Source organism: Aliivibrio sp. S2TY2, from assembly GCF_028765525.1.
Lineage (GTDB): Bacteria > Pseudomonadota > Gammaproteobacteria > Enterobacterales > Vibrionaceae > Aliivibrio > Aliivibrio finisterrensis_A.
In genome coordinates, this window is record NZ_JARACS010000018.1 from 46,329 (window position 1) to 62,050 (window position 15,722).

Genomic DNA, 15,722 nt, shown 5'->3' on the forward strand with positions numbered 1-15,722 from the left:
CTTTTTAATGGAATATTTACATGTCTCTGCGCCAATGCCTTCTTGTTATTTTTCTTTTTTTCCCGCTTTCATCTTGGGCTAAATTTTTCTCTGCGCCTATATTGAATGACGCGTATCAATTGCTAGATACGAACCCAGAGCAATCGCGAACAATTGCTGAGCAATACCTAGAGCAACGTCAAATATCCCCAGGACAAGATCCAAATAGAATTCACATTAATAATGATTCTGAACGAACCATTAGAACTCCCATTAGTACCGTAGAAGCATTTCAAATTAAAGCACTTGCTAATAAACGCCTTGACCGCAATAGAAAGTCAATTAAAGCGATCAAACAAGCTATTTCGTTAGCGAAAGAATTCAATTTAAAATCAGGTTATCTTGAGTCAAAACTTATTTATGCAGGTTTATGGTGGAACTTAACTCAAGATGTTGATGAAACAAATGCGATTTTAGAAGATATCGCACAAGAGTTAACTCAACACGATAAGCAAATAGCGATTCACCAAAAGCTTTACTTTGCACTGGCATTAATCCATGCAGAAGTTGAATCGATGCAAGGAAATAACAGCAAAGCACAGCAATATTACAAGCAAGCTATGTCTCACGGTATTGCGCTTAAAGACCCAAGCAGTATGATTTTTTATCATATTTCTTATGGGAAATATTTTTTAAAAAACAAACAATTTGATCAAGCTCTAACTGAACTATTAAGTGCTTATTGGCAATCCATTGAGGCCGACAGAAGTGGTCAGTTAGCAACCACTAACTATTTACTTGGTCAATTATTCTTTGAGAGAAAGGTACTTGATAAAGCGTTAGAACACGCCTCACAATCGGCTGAATTTTATGGACGTTATAACAACAGTAAACAGCTTTCCAATGTTTTAATATTGATCGCGAAAATACATTTAAAGCAAGGGCGATTTAACTTAGCCTTAGTTCAATACTTCAATGCACTTGACCAAGAGAAAGAGAAAAATAACGTAAATAAATTAATCTCATTACGTTTAGATATCGCCAATACTTACTTTCTATTATACAACTACGCACTCAGTGAGCATTACTTAAAACAAGCAAATAATCTTAATGAATATGTAAATTTGCCCAAAGAAAAAGCAAACGCTGCACTATTACAAGCGAAGTTATATCTTGTCCAAAATAAAACAGAGATGGCAATTGAGCAAATTCATAGCGCCATCAAATACAGCCAAAAAGACAACAATATTTTATTAAAACTGCAGTCTCAAAAATTGCTCTCCAAAACCTATGAAAAAATGGGGAAATACCAATTAGCATTGAAGGCGCAACGTGAATTCGAAACACTGAACTCTTCTATTCAGGCGGTTCAAAATGAAATAAATGAAGACGTATTTAGACAACAAAAAAGCATCATTGAGCAATCACTGCATTACCAAGGATTAGAGCTAAAATTAAAAGAGAATAATTTGCAAACCCGTAAAATACAAAAGATTGCAGGTTTTTTACTCGTTTTATTAACCGTTATTTCGATCTACGCTTTTAGAAAACAGCAAGTTAATCGTTTCTTGAAGAAGCGTTTGCATCTTCTATTAAATAAATACTATACCCACCCAAGAAGTGGTTTACGAAACTTCCGCTTATTAACGGAAAGACTGCCATCATCATTACAACAAAGTAGCTCAAACATAGAGCAATGGCATTTAGGTGAACTGATTAATGAACCACTAAGCGATAGACTTCGATTTACCTTATTTCATATACCAATGCTACAAAATTTATATTTTACTCATGGGTATCAAGAAGGTTTATCGATTGAAAAGGAATTCGGAGATTACTTGTCGACTGTCGTAAGTTTGCCAAGCCGTATCTATCATTTTTCTGACGCTAGTTTTCTTTATATTGAACATAAATCTGATTCAACATCAAACTCTCAAGAAATGGCTGAAACCATTCAAGAGTGGATTAATCGTTTTGATTCTAAAGTAATGACAGATAAAACAGTTAACATAGGTATGGTTGAGTACCCTTTCTTACCAAGAGCGTACACCGCCATCAATGACCGTGAACTTATTGATATCCTATTAATGGCAACCAATACAGCTTGTAAAATGAGTACGAAAGAAAGCAACTGCCATTGGGTACATTACCGAGCAATAGATAATGCGCCAGCTGCTAGCTTTGCTAGTAACAACATACAATTAGCTTGTGAACAAGCCATTAATCAAGGTCTAATAAAAGTAACGACTTCAATACATTAAAGATAAATCTGGATAACACCTCACAGATTTAACAATAAACAGACGTAAATGTTTAAAAGATAAGAAAATGTTATACTTTTTTTAGCTTGCTAATTATAAATTTGTTATTATCGCTTTATTGACAATATCAATACTTTGACACATTACATAAATATTGAGTTATCCCCTAGGTTATTATGATTGAAGTTTCCATTGTTGCCTCAGAATTAAATCAGTTAAAACAGCAGCTGAATCAAACACGTCTATCACACCGTGATACTACGCTGAAATCACGCCGCGAAATACTGCTTCTAAAACGTATTATTTTACGTTTCTGTGCTGCCTGCAAACATCATGACAGTGAGCTAGATAAAGAAATCGTTGATCTAGCAACTCGTATAGAACAAGTTGAAAATACATCAGATTTAACTATTCAAATCGCTACCTTCGAAAGACTCATTAATCGCTACAAGATGAATGTTCAAAAAGAGCACTCGGTAATGGAAGACCATATCTCTTATTGTGGCGAAACACTACAACGAGTAGTTGGACTGCCTGCAGGGCTTAAACGCGATCTTCGCTCTCTTTTACAGTACCCTTCTCACGATGGTAGTAAGCACATTCAACGTATTGTCCGATTAGTTGAACTTTATGAGCGAGCGATTAAATTTATTTCTGTTGGGAAACTCTCTTCTGAAATTAATAATAATGAAGTGATTGATAGTGATACCCAAGAACAATTAAGTAATGAGTTACAACATCTTATTTCTGAACTGGATTTTAATAATACCTCTGGTACTAAATTATTAGAAATCCGCAGTAAACTTCTTACCGGTACCGATGCCGTCTCACTGATTGATTTAGCACTACAAACACTGCAATTGGTTCTTGAGGGTACAAACAACGAGCGTAAAGCATCACAGGTATTCGTTGGTGAAATGAATACTCAAGTCGCACAAATCATCAAAACGAGCGAACAAAATCAAAGCCAAGGCCAATCTTACTTAGAGCAGCGTTCTTTACTTAATGAAGAGTACTCACTTCTAATTAAACAAGCTGAAAACCTATTAGATAAGAAAGCAAGTGAACAAGAACACAAAGCTAAGATGGCAATGTTACTTAATGAAATGAATGACTTAGCAGAACGAAATAGCGCAATGCAAGAGCGTGAGGCAGCACTGCTTGAACGTCATGAATATACAACAAAAAAACTCAATAATTTATATGAAGAAACTCTTGAGTACCGTCGCCAGTTAAGTGATCAACAGCAACGTGTATTTAGAGACCCCCTAACTAAAGTATATAACCGTGCAGCAATGCATGAACGTTTAGATCTAGAATATAAACGTTGGGTCCGTCATCAACATTCTCTTGTTTTAACAATGATCGATATCGACCAATTTAAACGCATCAATGAACGTTTTGGCCATTTAGCAGGCGATAAAGCACTTACTATTATTGCAAAAACCATCGAAAATCAAGTAACAGATACCGATTTTGTTGCTCGATTTAGCGGTGAAGAATTCTTAATTTTATTTACCGAAACCAATAAAGAAGAACGAGAGAAGAAGCTTAAGGCGATTCAATTAGCCATTTCAAAATTGCCATTTAAATTTAAAAATGACCACGTTCAAGTCACGGTGTCAGTATGCTCCTCTGAGTTTACCAACAGTGATATTCCTGAAAAAGTAATTAAACGAACCATTGATGCTCTTTATAAGCAAAAATCAAAAGGAAAAGAGCAATTCATTTATTTGTAATTAGCCAAATTCTTGTTATTTTTAGTGTAATACTTTCAAAAACCTCTCATTTTTATTTTATTTTCCTCGCTAATCCTTCCATTGCTGTGTAAGTTTAATAACTAAACAATAATAAAAACAGCTAGGGAGGCGCAATATGATTACTCATATTAGTCCTGCAGGTAGCATGGATTTGCTATCACAATTAGAAGTTGACCAATTAAAAAAAACCGCTTCTAGTGAACTTTATCGTATGTATCGGAACTGTACGTTAGCGGTATTAAACTCAGGCAGTCATACTGACAGCTCAAAAGAATTATTAGATAAATATAAGTCATTTGATGTCTCTGTTACACGTCGAGATCGCGGAATTAAACTTGAGCTAAATAACCCACCAGAACACGCATTCGTTGATGGGACTATAATCAAAGGCATTCAAGAGCACTTATTTTCTGTGTTACGCGACATGGTGTATGTGAACATGCAAATTGCGGATCACAATCGATTAAATCTCACTAAAGCCACTCACCTAACCAACTTAGTATTCAGTATTTTACGTAATGCAAAAGCGCTACATACCGGTATTGAGCCTAACTTAGTGGTATGTTGGGGTGGACATTCAATTAATCCTGTCGAATATCAATACACTCGTGAAGTGGGCCATGAACTTGGTTTACGAGAATTAAATATTTGTACTGGCTGTGGCCCTGGTGCAATGGAAGGCCCAATGAAAGGCGCTGCAATTGGTCATGCTAAGCAACGTTATTCTGATAGCCGCTTTGTTGGATTAACAGAACCTTCGATTATTGCCGCTGAGCCACCAAACCCAATAGTCAATGAACTTATTATCATGCCTGATATCGAAAAACGTTTAGAAGCGTTTGTACGTATGGCTCATGGTATTGTTATTTTTCCTGGTGGTCCGGGAACAGCTGAAGAGTTGCTTTATATCTTAGGGATCATGATGAACCCAGCAAACCGTCAGCAACCGATGCCTATCGTTCTTACTGGTCCAAAAGAGAGCGAAGATTATTTCCGCTCTATTGACACCTTTATCCGTGATACTTTAGGTGAAGAAGCGACTCAATATTATGAGATCGTTGTTGGTGATCCAGAGAAAGCGGCAATTATTATTAATCATGGTATCAAGAAAGTAAAAGAGTACCGTAAAGCAACGGATGATTCCTACAGCTTCAACTGGGCACTGAAAATTGAGCCTGAATTCCAATTACCTTTTGAACCAACTCATGAAGCAATGGCTGGTCTTGATTTGCATCTAAACCAACCGACTGAAAGTCTTACTGCCAATCTCCGCCAAGCGTTCTCTGGTATTGTCTCTGGAAATGTAAAAGCAGAAGGTATTGCTGAAATAGAAAAGCACGGTGTGTTTAAACTTCACGGTGATCCTGACTTAATGAAAAAGATGGATCGTCTACTGCAAGACTTTGTAAAACAGGGCCGAATGAAGCTACCTGGTTCTAAATATGAACCTTGCTATAAAATCGTTGTTGATTAGGGCTGGAATATTTCACCTTCACTAACGTACAATAATAAGCCTATGCACATTGCGTAGGCTTTTTCTTTTTTTATATATAGGAATGAATACGTTATGGCAATTCATCTGGTTATTATTGACGCATTAAACCTCATTCGTCGCGTTCATTCCGCTCAACCGAATCAAGATGACATTCAAGCGGTTATTACCACCACTACTCGCACTATCAACCGCATCTTAAAAGAAACAGAACCCACTCATATCATTGCTGTGTTTGATCATCATCTCCAAGATCGAGGCTGGCGTGCAGAGATCCTCCCTAAATATAAAGAAGATAGAAAACCCATGCCTGAAGCATTACAAAAAGGCATGGATGAAATTCAAGAAGCCTGGTGGAAATTAGGGATTGATTCGCTGTTATCTGACGGTGATGAAGCCGATGATTTGGTTGCCACCCTAGCCAATAAAGTTGCTGCGCATAATGAACAAGTTACGATCATTTCTACCGATAAAGGCTACTGTCAGTTGCTCTCTCCTACTTTACGTATTCGAGATTATTTCCAACATCGCTGGTTAGATGCTCCTTTTGTAGAAAAAGAGTTTGGTTTAAAGCCTGAACAATTGGCTGATTACTGGGGGTTAGCTGGGATCAGTTCCAGTAAAATCACAGGTATTCCGGGAGTTGGCCCAAAAGCAGCGTTAGAAATTCTAACTCAATTCCCAACAATTGAGGCCGCAAACGAGTCTGAAGATCTTCCTAAAAAATACCGTAAGAAATTTGATGAGCATTATGAAACCGCTATTTTATGTCGTCAGGTTGCGGGATTAAGAACGGATATTGAACTTGGGTTTAATTTGCAAGATATACGATATGAGAAAGGGATTAGGGACTAGAATTATAGCTCTCACAATCTATAGAAGCTAATGTGCTTTGGAACAAAAAAGCTGTTTGTCATCGCTGAGCTATCAACACCAAATATAGCCATCCTTCTTTTGAGGAAAAGCATATTAACTTCTATATACTCAGTTAATCTTAAATAAAAACGCCCGCTGATGATCAACATCAGCGGGCGTTTTTTATTTCTCAATAATTTGGATTACATCAATATTTGTATAACGAAATATTAATGTGGAGAAATATTTGAAATCGCTTGGATATGAACTGTGATTTCTTCACGGTCATGATACAAATGCTTAGCTTGAAGCTTGTATTGGAAACCGTTTTTCTTCAAGAAATCTTTTAGGTTTTCAATATCTTGAAGAACCTCATCGTAACGACCTTTCATTGGTAATTTAAGGTTAAATAGCGCTTCTTTCGCCCAACCTTTAATTAGCCATTCACCCATAAGGTGCGCAACACGAGCTGGTTTCTCAACCATGTCACAAATTAGCCATGTTACGTTCTTTCTTTGTGGCTCAAATTTAAAACCATCAACCATGTGGTGTTTCACTTGGCCTGTATCCATTAGGCTTTGAGCCATCATGCCGTTATCAATAGCATGAACAAACATAGAACGCTTAACCAGTTGGTAAGTCCAACCACCAGGACACGCGCCTAAATCTACGCCCCACATACCAGAAGCCAAACGAGTATCCCACTCATCACGTGGAATAAATACGTGGAACGCTTCTTCCAGTTTCAATGTAGAACGGCTTGGTGCATCAGCAGGGAATTTAAGACGCGGAATACCCATAAAGAACTGAGAGTTATTATTAGTATAAGAATAACCAATGTAGCAGTGACCAGGAGCAATAAAGCAAACATGCAATACAGGGATTCGATTTGAATCTCGTGCTGTAAGCATCTCTTTGCCACGTAAAGCTTGGCGCATTGGAACCGTAAATTTACGGCAGAACTTCAATAGCTCTTTTGCTTCATTCGTATCAGGTGTTTCAATACGAATATCACCACAACAAGGCATTCCTTCAACATCAACTAACGCTTCAAGAATTGGAGAAATACGATCATCTTTTGGTAGATCGCTTACTTCTGTAGCAACCGCAAACATTTGACGAGCAAAGATTAGCTCATTAAATTTAATCTCACGAATTAAACGGTCTGCATCGCCTTCCTGGTAGCATTCAAATAGCACATAGCCTGTATTATTTTTTAGGCGAGGAAAACCAAACACTTCTAGTTGAGTGGCTTTATCTTGGATCTCACCTGCACACTCTTTTTCAAAACCAGAGCGACAATAGAACATTACTTGTTTCACTTTGAAACCTCAGTCAAACGATAAGTTGAAACAGCCAGCGTTAACCAACCGATAATAAAACAGAATCCACCTAATGGAGTAATTGGACCAAACCATTTTATTCCAGTGAATACTAACGCATATAAACTTCCACTGAAAAATAGCATTCCAATGGTAAATAGCAAGGCGGCGTATGATACCCCTTTTGAAAATGAATTTCTCAACAAAATTCCACATCCAAACAACGCAAGGGTATGCCACATCTGATATTGCACTGCAGTTTCATACACATCAAGAAGATAAGGTGATAAAACTGACTTTAAACCATGAGCACCAAAAGCGCCTAAGCCAACGGCTAGCGCTCCACTAAGACTAGAAAGAAGTAAACATTGACGACTATTCATCATCGACAATTTCCTGCTCACTACGAGCTTTACTTAAAATCCACTCTCTAAAAGTAGCAATTCGGCCTGTATCTGCCTGCTTTTCACTGCATACTAAATAAAATGCATTTTTGCTGATTAGCACTTCTTCAAATGGAGCGACTAAGCGACCTGCATCCAGTTCAGGTTGAGCCAGTACGTTATTACCTAACGCAATACCTTGACCATGTGCAGCAGCTTGTAACACCATCGTTGAATGACTAAAAATAGGACCTTGATTTACATTCATTCCGGCTAATTCGAATTGCTTTACAAACAGCTTCCAGTCTTTACGAGAAGTATCGTGTAATAATGTATGGAATCGTAAATCATCAATGGTCGCTAATGGCTTTTCGTTCAGTAGCACTTGAGGTGAACACAGTGGTAAAAGCTGCTCTTGATACAAGAGTTCCACACGAAGACCCGGCCAATTTCCACGTCCATAATAGATAGCAACATCAACATCTTCTGTTAATGATCCCTCATCCATATCAACCGCTTTAATGCGCACATCAATATCTGGTTCTTGATTATTAAAATCCGATAATCTTGGTACTAACCATTGAATAGCAAAACTTGGTGGCAAACTAATGGTTAATGCGCCTTTGGCACTTCTTTCCAATACTTTATCTGTTGCTTCTGATAACGAAGAAAATATTTCTTTAATATCTAGAAAGTAACTTTGACCTTCTTCAGTAAGAAGCAAAGAACGATTACGACGGCGGAATAACTTTAAGCCAAGAAATTCTTCTAACGCTTTGATTTGGTGGCTAACTGCCGCTTGAGTAACAAACAATTCTTCCGCTGCACGAGTAAAGCTTAAGTGTCTAGCTGCCGCTTCAAACACACGTAAAGAATTTAAAGGTGGTAATCTTCGAGACATAAAAACTCACATTCTGAACCATTAGTTTTTTTAATGCCTCGTATTATAAATTGTCCATTGCCGAACTACCAGATAAAACCTACTATTAGCCCCGTAGTTTAGAGCAAAGACATATATTCCTCCCTGAGTATTTTTTTCATGCCTCTAAACTGCATGTTGTGTTTGCATATTGGCTCGACGATTAGAGCCCGAGTATTGGTTCCAAAGTATTTGTAAACAATACCCAATTATTTCCTGTATTTTTGACCTTTTGGTTAAGAAAATATTAGCACCGTTTAATACGGTGCTTTTTTTTGTCTGTAATTTTGACTTACGAGGCAGAAATCCGCATCATTCCTCTGTTTGCTAACTCCAATGAAGAAAATCCTTATGACTGCATTTAATGTTGAACTTGTTCGCTCTCAATTCCCAGCTCTATTACAAGAAATAAATGAGCAACCTATTGCGTATTTTGATAGTGCGGCAACCACACAAAAACCATTAGCTGTATTAAGTGCAATCCAAGATTATTATCAAAAAAGTAATGCCAATGTGCATCGTGGTAGCCATAGCCTAACTGCCTCTGCGACGCTTCAATTTGAGCAAGCAAGAGAAACCATTCAACACTTCATTAATGCAAAAAGCAGTAAAGAAATAATTTGGACCCGAGGGGCAACAGAAGCCATTAATTTAATCGCTCAAACTTACGCTCGCAGCACGCTGCAAGTTGATGATGAAATTTTAGTTAGCGAATTAGAACATCACGCCAATATTGTTCCTTGGCAAATCGTTGCTGAGCAAACCGGTGCCAAAGTCATAAAAATCCCCATGAAGCCAGATTGCACATTAGATATGGATGCATTTGAGTCATTGGTAAGCAAACGCACCAAAATTGTTGCTGTGGCTCAAGTAACTAACGTAACGGGTACATTAAATCCAATTGATGACATTATTACAGCTGCACATTTAGTAGGTGCTATTGTGGTTATTGATGGCGCTCAAGGAATTGTTCATCATGATATTGATGTTCAAGCAATGGATGCCGATTTTTATGTCTTCTCTGGCCATAAATTATTTGCTCCAGCTGGCATTGGTGCTCTCTATGGCAAACAGCATTTACTGGAATCTATGCCTGTATGGCACGGGGGCGGTAAAATGGTTGAGAAAGTCTCATTTGAAAAAACTACGTTTGCAGAGCTCCCAGGGAAATTTGAAGCTGGTACACCAAACGTTGCTGGTGCGATTGCTTTTGCTACAGCAATTAACTGGATTAAGCAATTCGCTCATGATGATCTTAATGCTCATATTAATGAACTTCGCCAGATGGCGATCGATGGAATAAAAGATATTGAGGACTTACGCTTCATCGGTTTACAAGATAACGCGAGTCTATTTTCTTTTGTTATTGATGGCGTCCACCACCAAGATATAGCGACTCTACTTGATCAACAAGGCATTGCCGTTCGCTCTGGTAATCACTGCGCTCATCCTATGTTAGATGCATTAGGGTTAACGGGTACTGTACGCGTTTCATTTGCCTTGTATAATACAAAACAAGATGTTCAACGCTTTATCGACGCGCTAAATAAAGCCGCAGATATGCTATAAGCTCAAATTTAAGGTATTTTATTTATGTCTACATTCCCATCATCGCCTTTTGGTTTTGACATTACTCACTCAACAGTACTTGATTTAATGAGTAACGCTAAAGGTTGGGAAGACCGTTACCGTAACGTAATTCAATTAGGTAAAAAACTGCCTAAAATGCCTGAAGAGCTACAACAGGAAAACGTAACGATCTCTGGTTGTGAAAGTAAAGTATGGTTACAACATCAAGTCATTGATGGCGTTTATTTCTTCTGTGCTGATTCTGATGCAAGAATTGTTCGTGGGCTTATCGCATTAGTAATGGCGGCGGTTAATAATAAAACCGCAGAAGAGATTAAGGCGTTTGATATGGATGGGTATTTTGCTCAATTAGGGTTAATTGAACATTTAAGCCCATCACGTGGTAATGGACTTAAGGCGATCATTGAAACGATAAATGAACTAATAGAGCAGGCCTAAGGCCGCTTCGCTTGAAGGATTCAGGGAGGTCATTGGAATAATAGCGCTTATACCTGAAACCTTGAGGGAGCTTGCGACCGTCCTGAAACCTAGTTCCTATTTACCGTGCTTCTCAATCAACTTCTCTACAATTCTCGACACCGCAACAAAACCAAAGGTCGCAGTTACCACCGTAGCTGCACCAAAACCACTCGCACAATCCATACGCTTAGGTCCTTCAGCAGTTGCTTTAGTCGCACATACCGAGCCATCCGTTTGTGGGTATTTCAAATGCTCAGTTGAGTACACACAATCAATACCAAATTTACGTTTAGGGTTCTTAGTAAAATTATGGTGACGACGCAGCGTATCACGTAGCTTCTTAGCTAATGGATCTTGAATCGTCTTAGTTAAGTCTGTGATTTGAATTTGAGTCGGATCTGTTTGACCACCCGCACCACCAGTCGTAATGACTTTAATCTTATTACTCTTACAATACGCCAGTAATGCCGCTTTAGGCTTCATACTGTCGATAGCATCAAGCACGTAATCAAAGTCTTTAGAAATATATTCAGATAGATTTTCAGGGGTAATAAAATCATCGATTAAATTAATCTTACACTCAGGGTTAATTAATTTAATGCGCTCCGCCATGACTTCAATTTTACTTTGGCCAATCGTACCCGTCATCGCATGGATTTGACGGTTAATATTAGTAACACATACGTCATCCATATCGATTAACGTAATTTCACCCAGGCCAGTACGCACTAGCGCCTCTACAGCCCAAGAGCCCACACCACCAATACCAACGACACATACATGAGCTGCACGCATGATTTCTACTTCACTATTACCATACAAACGGCGAGTGCCACCAAAACGTTGGTCATAACTTTCAGAAGCAGGAGTGGTTAATTCGCGCATGGGGTTACCTTACTCAAAAACAAAAAAAGAGCACGATTTATACGCACTCTTTTTTAGAAGATCAAGTGTTAAGCAATACAAGTGACTAACACATTATTTTGCTTTAGGCATTTCCCATGGATTTTCAGTTTCAGAATCTTTTAAACCTAACTTCCACACGCGGCCAAAATGCTTAAAGTGACCAGCAGCGATGCCAGCTTCTGTTCCCATGCCGTAATATTGGTCCAAATGGTTTTCTTTAACTGCACCACCAGTATCTAACGACAATAATACTTTAAGCACATGTTTACCCGTCCACTTGCCGTCTTTATCTAATTGAGGTACCTCAGCAAGTATTGGGGTTCCCATAGGCAATAAAGTACGATCAGCAGCAACAGCAGCGCCAGCAAGTAAAGGAATACCTGCGGTTCCTAGAACATGGTGCGCATCTCGTGGTGAAAAGAACACATAAGATGGATTGGTTTCTAACAATTCACGAACGGTAGCTTCATCATTCTTAGCAACCCACTCTTTAATTGCTTTTAGCGACATATCTTTGCGTTCAACTTCGCCACGTTCAATCAATACTTTACCAATACTTACGTACGGATGGTTATTTTTACCACCGTAGGCAAAATACTCTAGTTTGTCATCATCACCAAAATGAATAAAACCACTGCCTTGAACTTCCATAATAAACGGGTCAATCATATTGTCAGAATAACCAAGCTCTAAACCTAAACCAGATAATGCACCTGCATTAATTTCGGCGCGGGTTGGACAATCAGAACCACAATCAGGTTTATCATAAACAGGATATTTAAACGTTTCGTTTGGCGTATGACGCATTTCAATCACAGGTGAAAAATAACCAGTGAACATCACATTACCTTTTTTGTCACCACCGCCCATTTGAGCAAATTGAATACCATAAGCTGAAAGTTCAGCAGGATTTGAGCTTTCATCAATCCACTTTTGTAATTGTACGTACAACTCTTCATAACGTAATGACATTGACTCTGAGCGCTTAATTACCTCTGCACTTTGTTTTTTAAAGGTACTAAAATCAGAAGGCTTATCAGAATGAATTTCACTTACTTCATTTAAATTACTACTGAATCCACCATCTAAATATTGCTGAGCTCGTTCAGTAGGACGATCAGCACAACCCGCTAAAGCCAGAAGAACACACACAAAAGATAATTTACGAAACACAATAAAACCTTATTGATAAATAATGCGAGAAGAATGACAAACAAATAAGGAGAGAGCAATTGCTTACACTGCAATAAATGTAAGAAAAGGATAATTTTGACAAAACTTGACACGATATAGAAGGAAAGTGCAGATGAAAGAAGAAATTCAAGGTGACGAATAACATCACCTTGAACTTACAGAATCATAATTTACGGAAAGTCGATTTATAATGCGTAGGTTTAATACGAAGTAATTGAGCGCCGTCATCATCTTCAACTTGATACACATAAGTCATTTCACCATGGGTATAGCTTAACTCACTTCCATCAAAGTCAAATTTAGTATTGATTAAACGACCATGGGTATAAACACCACCAGCACTAATAGTAAAACTGTCTTGAGCGTAGCTTGGAACCCCCTGCTCAACCCACTTACCATATAATTGAGATGCTGGCATTTGAGCAAAAGCACCCGATTTGTACATACCAGCAATAACTGAAGCAACTAATCCAATAGCAACAAAACTAATTAACACTAATAGCCGAATTTTTCTTTTCTTTAACTCTTTTTCTTGAGCTTGACTCATGATGTGGCCTAATAAAAACAACGTATGTAATAAGCATATCGGCAAATCTGAAAAATATTAAGCGAAACTTATGTGACCTTGTACTAAACGCTTGTAGATAACAAAATAATTAGTCATTATATCAACATAAAAAATCACTCATGGATGATGTATAGTGAAATTTCGTAGTACTGCTTTAGTAAAAGGCTTCCGCCAGTCAGCTCCCTATGTCAATGCTCATAGAGGAAAAACCATTGTCATCATGCTTGGTGGGGAAGCCATTGCCGATCCTAATTTTGCGAATATAGTTAATGATATCGCCCTCCTTAACTCATTAGGGTTACGAATTGTCATCGTCTATGGCACTCGCCCACAAATGCGTTCATTACTAAAGCAAACAGAACATCACGCCCCTTTCCATAAAGGAATACGCATTACCGATGAGCAAACGCTAGAGCTTGTAAAGCAGATAGCAGGACAATTACAGCTCGACATTACCGCTCGCCTCTCAATGAGCTTAAATAATACGCCAATGGCAGGAGCACAAATTAACGTTATCAGCGGCAATTTTGTTATTGCTCAGCCTCTAGGTGTTGATGATGGTATTGATTATTGCCACAGTGGCCGTGTTCGTCGAATCGATACCCAAGGGATCAATCGAATGTTAGACCAACAATCTATTGTTCTACTTGGCCCGGTTGCGAGTTCTGTCACCGGCGAATGTTTTAATCTTTTATCAGAAGATGTCGCCACTCAGTTAGCTATCCGTTTAAATGCCGACAAGCTCATTGGTTTCTGTTCAGAACAAGGGGTTCTCAATGAAAAAGGACAAATTTTAGCGGAGTTATTTCCAAGTGAAGCTGAAGAGATCCTTCAACGTCTTGAAAAAGAATTAACACCAGAAAATGGAAAACTCACGGGCACAATGCGCTTTTTAAAAGGGGCGATTTCTGCATGTAAAGCTGGGGTTCCTCGTAGTCATTTAATTAGCTACAAAGAAGATGGGGCGTTAATTCAAGAGTTATTTTCTTTTGATGGTATTGGTACTCAAGTGGTAATGGCAAGCTCTGAGCAAGTTCGGGATGCTGAAATTGATGACATTGGTGGCATATTAGACTTAATTCGTCCATTAGAAGAAGAAGGTATTTTAGTTCGCCGATCTCGTGAACAGTTAGAGCAAGAAATTGCACAATTTACGATTATTGAAAAAGATGGGTTGGTCATAGCATGTGCCGCTTTATATCCTTTCCCTGAAGAAGGAATGGCAGAAATGGGCTGTGTTGCTGTTCATCCTGATTATAGAGATGGTGACCGTGGTGTAACCTTACTTAACCGTTTACGCACTAAAGCAAAACAGTTCAAATTGTCGCAGCTCTTTGTTCTTACTACTCGCAGTCTCCATTGGTTTAGAGAACAAGGTTTTATTGAGGTAGATGTGTCACACTTACCAATGACAAAGCAGAAACTGTACAACTTTCAGCGTAAATCGAAAATTTTAGTATTAAAGACTCAATAATAAACAAAGGCCGCAATGGAGTGATTCCGTTACGGCCTTTATTATAAAACGAGTAAGCTTAAACTCTAGTGACCAGCAGTGTTAGAAAATAAATTAACAACGAGTACACCAGATAGAATAAGAGCTATTCCTGCTATTGCTGGTAAATCCAGTTTTTGCCCATAAGCGAAATATCCGATACCCGCAACTAAGACAATCCCAGCGCCACTCCATATCGCGTAAACAATTCCAACAGGCATACTTTTGACAGTAATTGAAAGCAAAAAGAATGCAATAGTATAACCAACACCAACAATTAAGCTTGGCGTTAATTTGGTAAATTGTTCTGTTTTAGGAATATAAGAGGTAGCTATCACTTCTGAAATAATAGCAATAATAAGCGCCATAGCAGGCGGCATTGAAACAAGCAATTTAAACATATAGCAGTAAAACTCTAGTTCCAACCACTAATCATCTAATTAATATGGTTGGTAAAAATAGAATATCCGACATTCCTTCCGAATTTTATTGGCGTAATTATAAGCATTTATTTATTCTTTACTAGAGCTAAAGAAGAAAAT

The 15,722-nt window shown here is 38.2% G+C and carries 14 protein-coding genes; 7 read left to right on the forward strand and 7 right to left on the reverse strand.

The annotated features are described in order from the left end of the window. Nucleotides 1-20: 20 nt before the first annotated feature. From PVK63_RS18850 to xni, 4 genes are all read left to right on the forward strand, one after another. Complete coding sequence (locus PVK63_RS18850) at nt 21-2,240, forward strand: tetratricopeptide repeat protein (RefSeq protein ID WP_130088067.1); 2,220 nt, start codon at nt 21-23, stop codon at nt 2,238-2,240. Nucleotides 2,241-2,416: 176 nt separating this feature from the next. Beyond that, on the forward strand, nt 2,417-3,979 hold the full coding sequence (locus PVK63_RS18855) for a GGDEF domain-containing protein (RefSeq protein ID WP_130088068.1): 1,563 nt from the start codon (nt 2,417-2,419) through the stop codon (nt 3,977-3,979). 136 nt (nt 3,980-4,115) lie between these two features. Then, nucleotides 4,116-5,474: a nucleotide 5'-monophosphate nucleosidase PpnN gene (ppnN, locus tag PVK63_RS18860; protein WP_130047275.1), complete on the forward strand. Its 1,359-nt coding sequence runs from the start codon at nt 4,116-4,118 to the stop codon at nt 5,472-5,474. Nucleotides 5,475-5,567: 93 nt separating this feature from the next. Continuing rightward, a complete protein-coding gene (xni, locus tag PVK63_RS18865; RefSeq protein WP_130088069.1) occupies nt 5,568-6,347 on the forward strand; it encodes a flap endonuclease Xni in 780 nt (259 codons plus the stop codon). A 230-nt stretch (nt 6,348-6,577) separates the two neighbouring features. Here the strand turns inward: xni and rlmM are convergent, their stop codons facing one another. From rlmM to PVK63_RS18880, 3 genes are read right to left on the reverse strand one after another with little or no spacing between them, the layout of a single operon-like run. Further along, a complete protein-coding gene (gene rlmM, locus PVK63_RS18870) occupies nt 6,578-7,669 on the reverse strand; it encodes a 23S rRNA (cytidine(2498)-2'-O)-methyltransferase RlmM (protein WP_130046294.1) in 1,092 nt (363 codons plus the stop codon). Further along, nucleotides 7,666-8,052, reverse strand: a complete 387-nt coding sequence (locus tag PVK63_RS18875; protein WP_130088091.1) for a DUF423 domain-containing protein — start codon at nt 8,050-8,052, stop codon at nt 7,666-7,668. The genes rlmM and PVK63_RS18875 overlap by 4 nt, the downstream gene beginning before the upstream one ends. After that, a complete protein-coding gene (locus PVK63_RS18880; RefSeq protein WP_130046295.1) occupies nt 8,045-8,953 on the reverse strand; it encodes a transcriptional regulator GcvA in 909 nt (302 codons plus the stop codon). The genes PVK63_RS18875 and PVK63_RS18880 overlap by 8 nt, the downstream gene beginning before the upstream one ends. Nucleotides 8,954-9,322: 369 nt before the next feature. Between PVK63_RS18880 and csdA the strand changes: the two genes are divergently transcribed. Both csdA and csdE read left to right on the forward strand, forming a co-directional pair. Continuing rightward, the gene (gene csdA, locus PVK63_RS18885; protein ID WP_165371237.1) at nt 9,323-10,540 is read left to right on the forward strand and encodes a cysteine desulfurase CsdA; all 1,218 of its coding nucleotides are present in this window, start codon (nt 9,323-9,325) and stop codon (nt 10,538-10,540) included. Between the two features lie 24 nt (nt 10,541-10,564). Continuing rightward, the gene (gene csdE / locus PVK63_RS18890; RefSeq protein ID WP_130088071.1) at nt 10,565-10,999 is read left to right on the forward strand and encodes a cysteine desulfurase sulfur acceptor subunit CsdE; all 435 of its coding nucleotides are present in this window, start codon (nt 10,565-10,567) and stop codon (nt 10,997-10,999) included. A 96-nt stretch (nt 11,000-11,095) separates the two neighbouring features. On the opposite strand, the gene tcdA is transcribed toward csdE, so the two are convergent. The 3 genes from tcdA to PVK63_RS18905 all read right to left on the reverse strand — a co-directional run bounded on the left by tcdA (nt 11,096) and on the right by PVK63_RS18905 (nt 13,667). Continuing rightward, a complete protein-coding gene (gene tcdA / locus PVK63_RS18895; RefSeq protein ID WP_130088072.1) occupies nt 11,096-11,905 on the reverse strand; it encodes a tRNA cyclic N6-threonylcarbamoyladenosine(37) synthase TcdA in 810 nt (269 codons plus the stop codon). 93 nt (nt 11,906-11,998) lie between these two features. After that, nucleotides 11,999-13,099, reverse strand: a complete 1,101-nt coding sequence (gene mltA / locus PVK63_RS18900) for a murein transglycosylase A (RefSeq protein ID WP_130088073.1) — start codon at nt 13,097-13,099, stop codon at nt 11,999-12,001. A 184-nt stretch (nt 13,100-13,283) separates the two neighbouring features. Further along, entirely contained in the window at nt 13,284-13,667 is a 384-nt protein-coding gene (locus tag PVK63_RS18905) for a DUF2850 domain-containing protein (RefSeq protein WP_130088074.1), read from the reverse strand. Nucleotides 13,668-13,821: 154 nt separating this feature from the next. Here PVK63_RS18905 and argA point away from each other — a divergent pair, with 154 nt between their 5' ends. After that, nucleotides 13,822-15,162, forward strand: a complete 1,341-nt coding sequence (argA, locus tag PVK63_RS18910) for an amino-acid N-acetyltransferase (protein WP_130088075.1) — start codon at nt 13,822-13,824, stop codon at nt 15,160-15,162. A gap of 65 nt (nt 15,163-15,227) precedes the next feature. On the opposite strand, the gene PVK63_RS18915 is transcribed toward argA, so the two are convergent. Next, entirely contained in the window at nt 15,228-15,560 is a 333-nt protein-coding gene (locus PVK63_RS18915; RefSeq protein ID WP_207215688.1) for a DMT family transporter, read from the reverse strand. Nucleotides 15,561-15,722: the final 162 nt, after the last annotated feature.

What these genes read in the sequence shown, in the direction of transcription:
- PVK63_RS18905 (WP_130088074.1), bottom strand. Translation starts at nt 13,667, where the DNA reads ATGAGTCAAGCTCAAGAAAAAGAGTTAAAGAAAAGAAAAATTCGGCTA.
- PVK63_RS18855 (WP_130088068.1), top strand. Translation starts at nt 2,417, where the DNA reads ATGATTGAAGTTTCCATTGTTGCCTCAGAATTAAATCAGTTAAAACAG.
- csdA (WP_165371237.1), top strand. Translation starts at nt 9,323, where the DNA reads ATGACTGCATTTAATGTTGAACTTGTTCGCTCTCAATTCCCAGCTCTA.
- xni (WP_130088069.1), top strand. Translation starts at nt 5,568, where the DNA reads ATGGCAATTCATCTGGTTATTATTGACGCATTAAACCTCATTCGTCGC.
- PVK63_RS18850 (WP_130088067.1), top strand. Translation starts at nt 21, where the DNA reads ATGTCTCTGCGCCAATGCCTTCTTGTTATTTTTCTTTTTTTCCCGCTT.
- PVK63_RS18880 (WP_130046295.1), bottom strand. Translation starts at nt 8,953, where the DNA reads ATGTCTCGAAGATTACCACCTTTAAATTCTTTACGTGTGTTTGAAGCG.
- csdE (WP_130088071.1), top strand. Translation starts at nt 10,565, where the DNA reads ATGTCTACATTCCCATCATCGCCTTTTGGTTTTGACATTACTCACTCA.
- tcdA (WP_130088072.1), bottom strand. Translation starts at nt 11,905, where the DNA reads ATGCGCGAATTAACCACTCCTGCTTCTGAAAGTTATGACCAACGTTTT.
- PVK63_RS18915 (WP_207215688.1), bottom strand. Translation starts at nt 15,560, where the DNA reads ATGCCGCCTGCTATGGCGCTTATTATTGCTATTATTTCAGAAGTGATA.
- PVK63_RS18875 (WP_130088091.1), bottom strand. Translation starts at nt 8,052, where the DNA reads ATGAATAGTCGTCAATGTTTACTTCTTTCTAGTCTTAGTGGAGCGCTA.
- ppnN (WP_130047275.1), top strand. Translation starts at nt 4,116, where the DNA reads ATGATTACTCATATTAGTCCTGCAGGTAGCATGGATTTGCTATCACAA.